Origin of the sequence: Flavobacterium sp. NLM, assembly GCF_002210235.1 — a bacterium.
In the GTDB taxonomy this organism is placed as follows: Bacteria; Bacteroidota; Bacteroidia; order Flavobacteriales; family Flavobacteriaceae; genus Flavobacterium; species Flavobacterium panici.
The window spans coordinates 37,701-51,504 of the sequence record NZ_LIAC01000006.1 but is presented as its reverse complement, the minus strand read 5'-3'; the positions used below and the strand labels follow the sequence as shown (position 1 = coordinate 51,504).

At 31.3% G+C, this 13,804-nt stretch carries 15 protein-coding genes; 6 read left to right on the top strand and 9 right to left on the bottom strand.

Features of this window, described 5'->3' with window-relative positions; translation table 11 throughout:
- Nucleotides 1–307: 307 nt before the first annotated feature.
- From APR43_RS08915 to APR43_RS08905, 3 genes are read right to left on the bottom strand one after another with little or no spacing between them, the layout of a single operon-like run.
- On the bottom strand, nt 308–745 hold the full coding sequence (locus tag APR43_RS08915) for a GNAT family N-acetyltransferase (protein ID WP_053473335.1): 438 nt from the start codon (nt 743–745) through the stop codon (nt 308–310).
- A gap of 21 nt (nt 746–766) precedes the next feature.
- A complete protein-coding gene (locus APR43_RS08910; protein ID WP_053473336.1) occupies nt 767–1,372 on the bottom strand; it encodes a hypothetical protein in 606 nt (201 codons plus the stop codon).
- Nucleotides 1,369–2,766, bottom strand: a complete 1,398-nt coding sequence (locus APR43_RS08905) for a polymer-forming cytoskeletal protein (RefSeq protein WP_240514942.1) — start codon at nt 2,764–2,766, stop codon at nt 1,369–1,371. Before APR43_RS08905 ends, APR43_RS08910 begins: the two co-directional genes overlap by 4 nt.
- A 121-nt stretch (nt 2,767–2,887) precedes the next feature.
- Here APR43_RS08905 and APR43_RS08900 point away from each other — a divergent pair, with 121 nt between their 5' ends.
- Nucleotides 2,888–3,292 (top strand): helix-turn-helix domain-containing protein, encoded by a 405-nt coding sequence (locus APR43_RS08900; RefSeq protein WP_053473337.1) that lies wholly within the window; start codon nt 2,888–2,890, stop codon nt 3,290–3,292.
- A gap of 89 nt (nt 3,293–3,381) precedes the next feature.
- Here the strand turns inward: APR43_RS08900 and APR43_RS08895 are convergent, their stop codons facing one another.
- The gene (locus tag APR43_RS08895) at nt 3,382–4,323 is read right to left on the bottom strand and encodes a DUF4238 domain-containing protein (protein WP_165590702.1); all 942 of its coding nucleotides are present in this window, start codon (nt 4,321–4,323) and stop codon (nt 3,382–3,384) included.
- A 670-nt stretch (nt 4,324–4,993) separates the two neighbouring features.
- Between APR43_RS08895 and APR43_RS08890 the strand changes: the two genes are divergently transcribed.
- The 3 genes from APR43_RS08890 to APR43_RS08880 are packed head-to-tail and all read left to right on the top strand — an operon-like array spanning nt 4,994 to nt 7,193.
- Nucleotides 4,994–6,286: an aminopeptidase P family protein gene (locus APR43_RS08890; RefSeq protein ID WP_053473339.1), complete on the top strand. Its 1,293-nt coding sequence runs from the start codon at nt 4,994–4,996 to the stop codon at nt 6,284–6,286.
- A gap of 6 nt (nt 6,287–6,292) precedes the next feature.
- Nucleotides 6,293–6,694, top strand: a complete 402-nt coding sequence (locus APR43_RS08885) for an alpha/beta fold hydrolase (RefSeq protein ID WP_053473340.1) — start codon at nt 6,293–6,295, stop codon at nt 6,692–6,694.
- A gap of 10 nt (nt 6,695–6,704) precedes the next feature.
- The gene (locus APR43_RS08880) at nt 6,705–7,193 is read left to right on the top strand and encodes an alpha/beta fold hydrolase (protein WP_123924584.1); all 489 of its coding nucleotides are present in this window, start codon (nt 6,705–6,707) and stop codon (nt 7,191–7,193) included.
- Nucleotides 7,194–7,245: 52 nt separating this feature from the next.
- Here APR43_RS08880 and APR43_RS08875 read toward each other — a convergent pair whose 3' ends face one another.
- Both APR43_RS08875 and APR43_RS08870 read right to left on the bottom strand, forming a co-directional pair.
- On the bottom strand, nt 7,246–7,764 hold the full coding sequence (locus APR43_RS08875) for a ferritin (RefSeq protein ID WP_053473342.1): 519 nt from the start codon (nt 7,762–7,764) through the stop codon (nt 7,246–7,248).
- 90 nt (nt 7,765–7,854) lie between these two features.
- The gene (locus APR43_RS08870) at nt 7,855–8,211 is read right to left on the bottom strand and encodes a hypothetical protein (RefSeq protein WP_035653111.1); all 357 of its coding nucleotides are present in this window, start codon (nt 8,209–8,211) and stop codon (nt 7,855–7,857) included.
- Between the two features lie 342 nt (nt 8,212–8,553).
- Between APR43_RS08870 and APR43_RS08860 the strand changes: the two genes are divergently transcribed.
- Nucleotides 8,554–9,330: an alpha/beta fold hydrolase gene (locus APR43_RS08860; protein ID WP_053473344.1), complete on the top strand. Its 777-nt coding sequence runs from the start codon at nt 8,554–8,556 to the stop codon at nt 9,328–9,330.
- Between the two features lie 75 nt (nt 9,331–9,405).
- On the opposite strand, the gene APR43_RS08855 is transcribed toward APR43_RS08860, so the two are convergent.
- Together APR43_RS08855 and APR43_RS08850 are read right to left on the bottom strand one after the other, a co-directional pair.
- Entirely contained in the window at nt 9,406–9,780 is a 375-nt protein-coding gene (locus APR43_RS08855) for a hypothetical protein (RefSeq protein WP_053473345.1), read from the bottom strand.
- Nucleotides 9,781–9,802: 22 nt separating this feature from the next.
- Entirely contained in the window at nt 9,803–10,123 is a 321-nt protein-coding gene (locus APR43_RS08850) for a roadblock/LC7 domain-containing protein (protein ID WP_053473346.1), read from the bottom strand.
- 281 nt (nt 10,124–10,404) lie between these two features.
- Here APR43_RS08850 and APR43_RS24430 point away from each other — a divergent pair, with 281 nt between their 5' ends.
- A complete protein-coding gene (locus APR43_RS24430; RefSeq protein ID WP_165590703.1) occupies nt 10,405–10,548 on the top strand; it encodes a hypothetical protein in 144 nt (47 codons plus the stop codon).
- A 438-nt stretch (nt 10,549–10,986) separates the two neighbouring features.
- On the opposite strand, the gene APR43_RS08845 is transcribed toward APR43_RS24430, so the two are convergent.
- Nucleotides 10,987–13,749 (bottom strand): PD-(D/E)XK nuclease family protein, encoded by a 2,763-nt coding sequence (locus tag APR43_RS08845; protein ID WP_053473450.1) that lies wholly within the window; start codon nt 13,747–13,749, stop codon nt 10,987–10,989.
- Between the last annotated feature and the right edge of the window lie 55 nt (nt 13,750–13,804).

The following is a 13,804-nucleotide window of genomic DNA, read 5'->3' as shown; positions in this document are numbered from 1 at the left end:
CTGAGCGAAGTCGAAGGACAAGTTAGCAGCTCTACAAAGATTGTCGATTTTGCAAGCGGAGCTCCTTGCGTGTCCTTCGACTTCGCTCAGGATGACAAGCTTTGCGCCAAAAAAACCTTTGTCAAAGTTTTAAACTTTTACAAAGGTCGTCACACATAAATTAAATTGCCTCCAGCTTTAGCTGGAGGTTTAGAAAGTTTAATATAAATGGCTTTAGCCTAAATACTCCTTTTTGGCTAAAGCCTTGTCTTTTGTCCCAATATTACCCCCAGTTGAAACTGGGGGCTATTGAAATCTTTGAGAATAATTATTTATAAATCGTAAACTTATTATGACTCAAAGTAAAACCAAGATTTTCATAAATCGCAACATTTTCTACTCGTTTTTTGTTTGTCGTAACTTCGATGCTTTTCAAATTATTTTGATCTGCAAAATTCTTGATTTCATCTATTAATAAGCGCCCAACACCTTGACCACGATAATTTTGGTAAATAAAAAACTCCTGAATTTCGCCAACCAATCCGCAATGATGGAGAAGATTTTGGGTGTGAAAACTAATAAATCCTAAACCTTCATTTTCATTTTCGGCAATTAGATACAGATTTTTTGAGTTTGAAATATTTTCATTGAATATCATTTCGAAAACTTTAAAATCTAAAACTTCATTTTCGAGTTCACAGATTGCTTTATAGACAAAGTCTAGATCTTGTTTTTTGATTTTTCTGATTTTAATTTTTGGCTTCATAATTAATTCGATCTAACCCATTTAGATTTTAAACACTGTTTTATTTTCTTCAAAATCGATCAGCCATTCTAAAGTTATAAATTTATCGCAATCATCTTTCATGTCGGAAGCCCAATCAATAAGTATCGCAGAACCTCCTTTTCTAATTTCATTTCTAACTATATCATAGTTTTCTTTTGCATCATCAGGCCCTAGTCCTGCTAATTCAAAAACAATATGTTTTGTTTTTGAAAATGTTGTGTATAATGAAAGTAGTCTTTTAGAATTCCAGTGAAGTTCGTTTATTTTCGTCTTTTTATTAATCCAGGGAATTTCATAAATTTTCTGGATAAATTTGCTTTCTAAATTTCCACTTTTCTTTAAATATTTGCCAACTCTTAGTGGGAAAAACAAACTTCTAAATTTTGATTCTCTAAAATAATCTACATAAGTCAACGACTTCGTGACAATCACATTTTCATTTTTTATTCTTCCAGTAAAAACATTCACTAATTCCGTTTTGATGCCTTGAAAATGAGCCCCTCCATACAAATACAAAATAACCAACTCCCCTTCTCTTAACTCAAAAGGCGGTATGAAATACTCCTTGGTTCTTATTCCTTTACTTTCTATTAATAGCTCTTTCATTTCTCAAGTCGTTCAAATTTCTGTTTGTATTTTTGAACATATTTATTCCAATCTTCGTCGTTTTTATAAATCGAAAAAGCATAATCAACGGTTTCTTTGCTGAAATGATTCCCAAAAATATTATCCAAATATTGAATTCCTGAATCGATTACTTGTTTTAAAACCTGCAATTTATCTATTCCATTTTCTTTGCAGACTTTATCGAGCCAAAGTCCTTTTCCTATTTTTACATATTCTACCAAAAAATTTTCTGTTATAAATGAAGAAGGAACATCGTTTATGTCAGGTTCATGTTTTCCATTTTTAAAAACTAATAGTATCAGTTCTTCCGAATAATATTCCTCTGGAATTAATCTCAGCATTGTGCCATTTTCAGCCGCTTTAAAAGAAAGTTCTTTTGTTATAAATTCATCAGGAATTACCTGAATCGCAAAACCATCTTTGCTTACTAATTTTTCGCAGAGTTCAGAAGTTATTAAATCCTGATCGACAAACGGCAAAGCATGAAATGTAATATTCAATGCCAGATTACAAAGTTCTTCGGTTTTAAATTCTTTTGGAACCAGTTTAAGATCTCTGTAATTTGCCAAAACACGATCATGCCAATATTGATAAGTTTTAGCGGGTGGATTGTTTTGTTTTAAAACCAATTCACCTCTTGCCAAATCTCTTTCCAATTCTTCAAAAGTTTCAATTAACGGATTATCGAGTAATTTTCGAAGTTCGTTTGAGATAATTTCTTCGTCGGTTTCATCATCATATTCGCATTCGTTTTTTGGGTCAATTTCATCTCTGTCATTATAATAAAACAAATCATTTTTTCTTTCGGCAAATGCTGTATTGTGATCTGTAACGATAAAAACCGGAGAATTTATCGAACCTAAACAATTGAAATTTCCATGATTGTAATACGTCATCACAACTTCTTTTGCTGTAACGTTTTCTTTTATTTCAACATTGGCACCGCCAAGTAAAAGACTTTGGCAGTTTACATTTCCATTAATAAAAACATACGGCCCATAATCGCCTTCGGCATTTATAATTGAACCATTAACAGAAAAATCTCCGTTTATAAAAATGCCTTCAATTCTTATTTCGTCCATTTTTTTGACGGGAAGATTTAGCAATTTGGCCAGCCATTTTTTCTCTTTATCTTCATAAAGATCTAAATAAAAATTTTCTTCAAAATTGACATTTTCTTCTGCCGTTAGAAAAAAATCCCCGTCTTCCCATTCATCAAAATAATCAAACTTTTCATCCTCAGTTAAAAAAGGATATTTGGTTTTGATTTCGGCTATTGTTGTTAATTTGAAATTGAAAGTCTGCATTTTATTGGTATTGTTCGAAGTATTTTTTTGAATATCAAGATTACGTAATTCTAAATTGAAAATCAAACGATAGTCAGAAAAGTTGTATTTTTACCCGCGAAAAGATTTACAATTTGTATCTCACAAGAAAAACCTTGTTTTCTACATAAACCAAATAAGGTAACAGAATTTTAAATATCTTTGAACTATGAGCACAGAAATAAAACCAAAACATATCGGTCGAAATATCAGCCGTATTAGAGAACTGAGAGACATGAAGCAGGAAGCGCTTGCTTTTGCTATTGGTACAACACAGCAATCTATATCTATTATTGAAGGAAGTGAAAGTGTTGATGATGAAAAACTAAAAAAAATTGCAGAAGCTTTAGGTGTTCCCGCTGAAGTAATCAGAAATTTTTCTGAAGAAGCTGTTTTTAACATTATGGGAAATACTGCCGAAAATAGCTCTTCTGTTGTCAGTTTTGGATGCACTTTTAATCCATTAGATAAACTTCTTGAAACTATTGATAAAAATGAACAACTTTATGAAAGATTACTTCAAGCAGAAAAAGATAAAATAACTTATTTAGAAAAATTACTTAAAGAAAAATAATTACCAAAAAGATTTAACTCTAAGTAATGAAAAACCGAAGCTGGATTGGCTTCGGTTTTTTTATTAGACTGATTGATTAAACTGAAAAATTATGATTTTTCTTTACTCATATATTCTTCTAATTGATTTTTAGTTTTTGCAAAAACATGATCATCAGCGTAATGATATATATGATCATTTAATTCTTTCACGTTTTTTTTGTCAATAAAAATATGATCATATTTATTTTCTTGATTTTTTAAATGTATAAGAATAGCAATTCTAGTATTAATAGGATAATAAAATTCAAATTCTATAACCTTTCCACTCTCATCTTTATCATTAAACTTTAAGTTCATTAGTGGTTGATCAGAAGTTATAAAATTAAGATCTGTTTTGTTTTCATAAAAAACATATCTCACATCTTTATTGTCTGCAAGAGAAACCGCGAGTGAATTTGCAAAAACTAAAGAAATTATGTTTATAAATTTGGGGATTATTAATTCATTTTTTTCACACATTAACTCCAATTTTTTCTTCATTTTTTTTGTTCTTAAAAATTGAGAACATAAAAAAATCATTAAAAAAAACAGGTTATCTTCATCATCAAACATCCTAATCTCTTCAAACTTTTTAATTTTAATTATTCTACTACCATAGTTTTCAATTATAGTATGAAATTCTTCAAATAGATTTGACTTAATTAATTTTGTTATTTTATCAAGTTTTTCTTGCTTAGTTTCTGAATCAATTACAAATGCATTCTCTTTTTTAAACCTAAGAATTTTAGAGTAAATAATAAAGGATTCATATAATTCTAAATTAAGTTCAACTACAGTTTCATTGCTACAAGATTTTACTACTTCCTTTAAATTTATTTCTTCTTCAAGAGTAAATTCATCAAGGGCATAAAAATATTTTTCCATTGCAACTCCCATTAAATTAGAAGTAAATATTTTATTTTGATTTTTTGAATATGTAAAAACATATTCACCTGAACTCCAAGAACGTAAATAATCACGCCAAACGTAATGATGTTTTTTTTTCTCCATTATATTGTTTGCATTATATAACATTAAGATGTTTACTTTTATCAAAGATATTTATTATTTCATAAATTTCATTTCTCAAAAACTGTGCTTGCGTGAGGGATAGAGGCGGTATCCTTTTATGCAGCGGAGCGGAATAAAAGATATAGCCGAAAGCCCGACCCGGAGGGGCACGCCCATATTAAGATTCTGAGATTTCTCAATATTGTCATTTCGACGGAGGAGAAATCGCACTCGGGAATCTATAAAGAGAATCGCCAATCTTTGTCGAGTTTCTAGTGCGATTTCTCGTTCCTCGAAATGACAAGACTTTGCGTTTATCAATCTTTGTCGAGTTACTTGTAGAGATTTTTCGTTCCCCGAAATGACAAGACTTTGTGTTTATCAATCTTTGTCGAGCTACTTGCGGAGATCTCTCCTTCGTCGAGATGACAAGATTGTGTAAAACTTTGCGCTAATCCTTCGACTTCGCTCAGGAAGACAAAAAAGTCATAAATTTTGCGCCTTTGCGACTTTCGAGATTATTTCATTACAGTTTGAAGAAAAAACTTTGTGCCTTAGCGCCTTCGTGGCAAACCCAAAAAACAAATAAGAAAACTTTAATAAACCAATTATACGCCACTTATTCAAAAATCACTAATTTTGAAATTCGAAGTTCAAAAACTAAGTTATTATGAAATATCATCAAATAAACAGCGCTCTTTTTGTAAAAAACCGCAAAAAATTCACGGCAGAAATGAAACCTAATTCGGTTGCCGTTTTCAACTCAAATGACATTTACCCAATTAGTGCCGACAGTACTTTGCCGTTTGCGCAGCACAGAGATATTTTTTATCTAAGTGGTGTAGATCAGGAAGAAAGTGTTTTGCTTTTGTTTCCGGATGCACCTTATGAAAACCAAAGAGAAATTCTTTTTTTAAGAGAAACTAATGATCATATAGCAGTTTGGGAAGGTGAAAAACTGACTAAAGAACGTGCTTTTCAGGTTTCGGGAATTAGAACGGTTTATTGGTTACAGGATTTTCATAAAGTTTTGAACGAAATGATGACGTATGCTGATACGATGTACATCAATACAAATGAACATTATCGCGCAACTGTTGAAGTAGAAACTCGCGAAGCGCGTTTTGTAAAATGGTGGAAAGAACGTTACCCTGCACATAATGTGGCGAAAAGTAACCCAATTTTACAGCGTATTCGTTCTGTAAAAGAAAGCGAAGAAATTGATTTGATTCAGCAGGCTTGTGATATTACGGAGAAAGGTTTCCGCAGATTACTTTCGTTTGTGAAACCAAATGTTACAGAATATGAAATCGAAGCTGAACTAGCTCATGAATTTATCCGTAACCGCTCTAAAGGTTTTGCTTATACGCCAATTATTGCTTCTGGAAACAATGCCAATGTTTTACATTATATCGAAAACAATCAGCAATGCAAAGCCGGAGATTTAATTTTATTAGACGTTGCGGCAGAATATGCGAATTATTCCAGCGATATGACGAGAACGATTCCGGTTTCGGGACGTTTTTCTGATCGTCAAAAAGCGGTTTACAATGCTGTTTTAAGAGTTAAAAATGAAGCTACAAAAATGCTGACTCCGGGAACACTTTGGAAACAATATCATGTTGAAGTGGGTAAAATTATGACTTCGGAATTAATTGGTTTAGGTTTAATTTCTAAAGCCGATGTTCAGAACGAAAATCCAGAATGGCCGGCTTACAAAAAATATTTCATGCACGGAACTTCTCACCATTTAGGACTTGACACGCATGATTACGGATTGCTTCACGAGCCAATGAAAGCGAATATGGTTTTTACGGTTGAACCAGGAATTTATATTCCGGACGAGAAATTCGGAATTCGCTTGGAGGATAATGTAGTGGTTCAGGAAAAAGGAGAACCTTTTAACTTAATGCGCAATATTCCTGTTGAAGTTGATGAAATCGAAACTTTGATGAATTCTTAGTTCACGATGAAAAAGATTTTTCTACTTGGATTTTTATTGTTTTTGGGAAACATTTTTGCCCAGACAGAAGGTTATGCCGTTAATACTGACGGAAGTAAAACTTATTACAAAACTTTTGGAAAAGGCGAACCGCTTTTAATTATAAACGGCGGTCCGGGAATGAACAGCAATGGTTTTGAAGATATGGCAAAAACGCTGGGCGAAAATCAGCAGACTATTATTTATGATCAAAGAGGAACCGGAAAATCAAAACTTTCAAAATTAGACGCTAAGACCATTTCGATGAAGTTAATGGCCGATGATATCGAATCGTTACGAAAACATCTTAAAATTAAAAAATGGAATATTCTTGGGCATTCTTTTGGCGGGATGTTAGGTTCGTATTATGCAACAGTTTATCCTAAATAGTATTGACAAATTGATTTTATCATCATCTGGCGGCGTAGATTTGACTTTATTAAAAAGTCCAAATTTAATTGAAGCGGGTTTAAGCAAAGTTGAAAAAGATTCTCTGGATTACTGGAATGATAAAATTGAAAAAGGCGACACGTCTCACAAAGCAAGACTGGGACGCGGAAGAGCAATGGCTCCGGCTTATGTTTACGATCGTAAATTTATCCCTATAATTGCCGAAAGGTTAACGCAGGGAAATTCGACAATAAATGGTTTGTTATGGTCTGATATGCAGAAAATGAATTTTGACTGCAAAGACAAGCTAAAAACCTTCAAAAATCCGGTTTTAATTATTCAGGGAAAAGAAGATATTATCAGTAATGAAATTGGAGAATTGGCACATCAAACTTTTCCAAATTCTAAGCTCATTTTATTAGAACATTCTAAACATTACGGATGGCTTGATGCGAGAGAAAAATACTTCTCGGATATTAATTCATTTTTAAAATCATAAAACAAAAAAGCCCTTAATGTTATTAAGGGCTTTTTTGTTTTATAAACGTTTATTATCCGATTTTTGAAATCTGAAGATCTAATTGAAATTTACCGTCAGCTTCGTTTCCGTTGATTAATTCAAAAAGCTCTAAAGCTCTTCTTGCGTTTTTCTCTTCTTCTCTTTGCTCAGCCACATACCACATCATAAAATCTTCTGTAGCATAATCATTTTCGGCTCTACATTTTGCAATTACTCTATTGATTGCCTGAGTAACTGCAATTTCGTTTTGCAAAGCAATTTCAAACACTTCTCTAAAAGAAGCAAATTCTTGCTGCACGTCTGGAACAGATGGCGTAACTGCAATCCCTCCCATGTCTGTAATGAATTTAAAAATTTTTAGAAAATGTTCTCTCTCTTCTTCAGCCTGCTTATACAAATACGATGCTGTATGTGCATAACCGTTTCTATCCAGCCATGCAGCCATAGCTAAATATTTATTAGAAGCGTCGCTTTCAATTTTTGCCTGTAAGTTCAATATATTTTCTATTCCTTCAACTAATGAAGTACTGGTTCTTAGTAAATCTTTCATAACCTTTAATTTTTTATATATGTAAAATTACAAAAATTAAAGAAGACAGCTCTAAACGCCTGAAAATTTGGATTTAATCTAAGTAAGAATCTAAATAAGCTCGACGTTGACCGTATTACAAAGCAAAGAGTGTAAGTTGAGGGTAAATTTTGTTCCGTTTAATAAATCTCTTAACTGCACTATTTCACAGATAGTAAGATTTCTGGAAAAATTTCTTTTGGTAGTTTCAATCAGCTGCGCGTCTGACTGATCAGATAAGTCATAAAGCATATTAAGAATGTCAACGCTATTAACCTTTCTTTGAAAAATCAAAAAATCATGAATTTTATAACTTGAAACAGTATCAACAAAATTGATAATTATACTATTGGTCAAATCACATTGATAACTGTATCCTTTTTCGGTTTCAAATAATACTTTGGTGGTCAAATCACTAACTAATGCCATTCTGATAAAATATAATAACGGTGCAAAAATATAGAATTTAAAGTAATTAAACACATAATTAAGACTAATTTAAAATAACAAAATTACTTAATGTTCTTAAAAACAGCTCAAATACACTCAAAGACCGTAGTATTCTACAGTATTATTATTATTTAATTTTAAAAATAAAAAATTTAGAAATTATGCAGGCAGATGAAATAGGTTATCAAATTTTAGAGAAGAAATATCGTTCTGTTATAAATAAATCTATAATTATTCTAAAGATTTCCCAATTAAATCAAGACATCACAATATTTTACTTCAGCTTTCTTAACTTTGCGTATCACAACAAAAAATATCGTTTTGAAAAACATTTTATATAAAAACACCAAAATATCTTTTACTGACTCTGGAGAAGGAAATGCAATTGTACTGCTTCATGGCTTTTTGGAAAACAAAAAAATGTGGACAGAATACGTCAAATTATTTTCAGAAAAACATCGTGTTATTACAATCGATTTATTAGGTCACGGAGAATCTGACTGTTTGGGTTACGTTCATGAAATGGAAGACAACGCAAGTGTTATTTATGAAGTTTTACAATCTTTAAAAATTGAAAAAGCAACAATTCTGGGGCATTCTATGGGCGGTTATGTTGCTTTGGCTTTCGCCGAATTATTCCCGGAAAACATTAAAAAATTAGTTTTACTAAATTCAACTTCTAAAGAAGACAGTGTCGAAAAAAAACTAAACAGAACGCGCGCCATTAAAGCCGTAAAACAAAACTATGTAAACTTTGTAAGCTTAGCGATTGCGAATTTATTCAGCGAAAATAACAGAACTCGTTTAGCTGTCGAAATTGAAAAAGTAAAAGAACAGGCTCTTAAAACACCTTTACAGGGAATTGTAGCTTCGCTTGAAGGAATGAAAATTCGAAAAGACCGCGAATGGCTTTTACACGAAAACAGATTTCCCGTTTTATTGATTTTAGGTAAAAAAGATCCTGTTTTAAACTACGAGGAAAGTCTTACTCAAATTGAAGACACAACGGCAGAATTAATTTCGTTTGAAGACGGACACATGAGCCATATTGAAAATAAAGAAGAACTAAAACCAATCTTGTTGAATTTCTTTAACTAAAATAAAAGGTATTAAAAGCAAAAAAAGGCCATTCGAAATTTCGAAATGGCCTTTTCTATATTTTGGCATCAAAACTTATAATTTTGAAATGATGTCTTTTTTGAATTTCCCTAAAGTCGCTCTTGTTAATCCAAGATTGGCTTTTTTTGCATCAACAGCTAAGTAAATAAAATACTGTCCATCTTCAGAAACATCTATAATATGTATCTGATCAGTTAATGTAATTAAAATATCGTTTATTTTTTGATCTAATCCTAGAGCTTTAATGGCGTTTAATTTTGCTTTTACAACTTCTAGATTATAAGCAGAGGCTAATTCCGGATCGAAATCTGGATTTATAGAAAGTGAGCAATAAGACATTCCTGTCTCAACCTCAGTTACTGAAACTGCAATAAATCCGCTAACATTCTCTCTTAAATCATTTTGAAAATTCTGTAAAAAATCTGACATGTTTTATATATATTGGTTTAAATTAATTATTGAAAACGGTATCCATTTTTCTAAGCAGCAGGCCCATTTTACTGATATCTTTAGACAGCAAGGCAACACAATTATCATCCTGATCTTTATTTGCAACCACGATCCCGTCATTGTTTTTAATCATGACTTGTTTTAAGTCACCATTGTTAACATCTTCAGACATTTCTAAACACATTTTTAAAATCATTCCAATCATTGCGGCAACATTTCCGTCATATTCAAGGTTAACAGATTCTAATAAAATTCCGTCTATATTAAAGGTAATTCCAGACTCTGCGCCTGTTTCTTCAACCAATGTATTTAAATCAATCATAATGTTAAAATGTTTAAGAATGTCAAAGTTATTTTTAATAAATAAAATTGTTTGATGAACACTTGTTAAAAAAAACAGAACACCCAACTATCTGACTCACTTTTATTTATAGTATAACTTAACTCTATCTTTAAAAGAAAATCTTCAAAAATATTTAACAGAAAAAAGAGATTTACTCAAATTTGAAACATTTTAGTTCAAAAAATTCAAAACATAGGTTTGATAAGTACAGATAATCAGTTTAATAGAAGTTTTTCTTAAATTTGCTAAAAATTATTCCAATGAAAACAGTTGACGAATTACGCTTTGATTTAAATGTAAAACTGATGAAGTTTAGAAGATTTCGCTTTGAAAACGGACCAGTAAATACTCCGAATTCAAAAGAATCTGAAAAGAAAGGTTTCTTCAAAAAAATATTTAGTTAAAAACTACTTACAAAAAGCCGCAATTATTATTTAATAATAATTGCGGCTTTTTCCTTTATGCTGTGAAGCTTACATTTGTTTGCAAAAAACAATCCTTTTTGATCAGGATTACATTTTCAAAATTGTCCTAAACAAGACTTATTCTTTTCTTTTTAATTTTTGGATTCTTAAATTTAATCTTTAAACTTCAAACAATTTACTTGAGAAATCCTTTTAAGAAGTAAATTTAAAATGATCTAAAAACTCATTTTAAATTTGAGATAAAGGTTTTTTATTCTGAAATCTTATTTTCGCTTTTGATTTCAAATTATCCCAACAAACCGGCAAATGTTAAAAACAGAGTAATTTTGTTTAGCGATAGATAATTTGAGATTTTCTCAATGATCAAGTTATCGAGAATAAATTAATTTTGAGGCTAAAAACATTGTAAGTAACTAGTCACACTTTTTCTTCAAAAGGAATATTGCTGTCAAATATTTCATTTAGCAATACAACTATTTCTTCTATATAACTATTCAAAATTGTCTTGCTTACTGTTATATCCAGATCTTTTTCTTCTTTAAATCCAAAAGGCAAAAATCCTGACTTCAAATTTTTAAAAGAAATAATCCCAACTTCAATTGGAATATCTCCTGCACTTTCTTCAAACATAAATGCATAAGCTAAAACCTGAATAATTTTATCATTTTTAAGCTCTTGTGTTAATCCGTTCCACGATTTAAGTATAACGTTTGTTTTTTCGACTTTTCCGGTCTTATAATCAATGATTCTTATTTTTCCGTTACGAAGTTCAATCCTATCAACATTTCCTTTAATTAATACCGGAAATGACAAACCGGGATGAGTAAGATTTCGTTGAAAAGTTTCTTCCAAAGCAATAATCTTAACGGCATCTCCATTTTTGATCGATTCCAATTCCATTTTCAAAAAATTAGATACATTTCGCTTTGCAACTTCAAAAGCTAAAAGATTTCGTCCTTTTTTAATTTCACCCTCTTTATACACCAATTTAAATTGTTTCAGCACTTCATCATCTAACAGTTTAAAACAGTTTAATAAATCAGATTCTGAAATAAATTTTCCAATAAAAGGTTCGTAAAGCGCTTTTAATGTTTCGTGAATAATTGTTCCGAGTGTATTTAAGGCGATGTTCTCCTCTACTTCTTCGACTTCCCGAATTCGTAGGATTTTTTGAAAATAAAATTCAATTGGATTACGGATATAACTTGTCAATGCCGAAGGAGAAAAACCAGCAGTTGCAATTTCTCTTAAACGCTCCATAACCGCTTCTGATTTTGGAATCACCATTGGCTGATATGCCGTAGCTGGTAATACCGGATTATAGATATCAAAAGTCAAATTATGCTTTGATTTTTTTTCGACTTCAAGCTGGGTTATAAAACGGCTGCGTTCTCCGGCATCTAATCCGTCGTTTTCGGTATTATAAATTAGATAGATATTTTTTGCGCGCTGTAATAAATGATAAAAGTGATAGGTATAAATAGCATCTTTTTCTTTAAAAGTAGGCAGACCTAATTCTTTCTTCACGTCATAAGGAATGAATGAATTCTGAGATTTTCCCGCTGGAAATTTACCTTCATTCATCGAAGTGACAATTACGGTTTCAAAATCAAGAACACGGCTTTCAAGAACTCCCATGATCTGCAATCCACGCAAAGGTTCCCCTTCAAAAGAAACTTCAGCTACATCAATAATCTGCTTATAAATAGCATGAAGTGTATCAATATTATCAATGTGTTTATGCTGCGAATAATAATTTATGAGTTTATTAATCACTTTAAAAACAGCATACACAAAAGTTTTAGCAATTTTCTCTTCTTCATTATCATTGCTAAAATTCTGTTTTATCAAAAGTAATATTGCCGAAATATTTTCAAGAACCGCTACAGATCCGTTTTCCCATTTCTGAAACAATAAAGAAAACAATTCAGATGGATTTTGATTAAGCTCTAAAATCTTATTCAGCGTAATAAAAGTATAATTATTCTCTTTGATTATTCTAACAATATGATTTGTCTTGGCATACGGTTCAACTAAAGGATGCGTCAAAATATCCAGAACATCTTTATAATAAAAAACATAACTGCCGCCAGCACGTGAAAGCGCATTGGTATGCATTTTGAAAAATTTAGCTACCAATATCTGCGAAGGGTTATTCTTCCCTGAATATCCCATTGTAATATTTAAAGCCCCAACCGATGAAGGCAGCGAATACAGAACTGGAATTAAAAGATTTTCTTCTCCCAGCACTATTGCAACCTTATCAAGAGAAGCAGCTGGATTTTCATTAATTAAATTCTCAATAATACTTCCGGCCAGTTTAGCCTGTCCAATTGTTTTTGGTGTACCAATAACCTGAATGTTTTTGGTTTGAGAAAAATCGTCTACAATCCATTCAAAAGGATGAAATTTATAATGTTTCCAACTTTCTTTAAAACGACGAACAAAAAGTCCTGCATCATGAAAAGGATCATTTAAAAAAGCCTGATCTACATCCCAGTAAATTTTGGCCTGATCAAGCGCTAAAAGATGCTGCACAATTTTTTCTTCTGCTGCATTTAAGGCATTGAATCCGGCAAAAATAAAATTACGATTTGAAATAGTATTTGAAAAATGATTCAGATTATTTACGGCTTCTCTATAAATCAAACCTTGATAACCAATTGATTTATTTAAAAGATGATTGTATAATGAATCATAATAAAGAGGCAGCAGTTTCCAAAAGTCAATATAGTTTTCTAAAAGCTTAGTTTTATTTTCAACCTCTATTCCCCATTTCTTAATGTCTTCAATATCTTTTAAATAAGACAGAACATGATTCGGTTCCAAAAGATAACGATCAATTTCATTAAAGTCCTGCAAAAGTGTTTTTGCCCAATTCGCAAACAACTCAAAAGATTGCTGATGCTGCTTTTCAGTAACTGATAAATAAACTTCATAAAACTCAAATAACAGTTCAATTGAATCTACAGATCGAATTGAAGCAACATCCTGCACAAAATCTTCAATGCTTATAATTTCAGGAGAAAGTATTGTTTTAGAAGTTTCTTTTTTAAGCGCTTCAATTAAAAAAACCTTAGCCCTTTTGTTAGGCAAAACAATAGTAGTTTCTGCAAGTTTATCTGAATAATCCTGAATTACGACAGCTGCAATTTTCTCTAAGAAAGATGTATTTATCATTGTATAAAAATAAAAAAAGCCATTCAATTAAGAATGGCTTTTAGTATTTATTTAC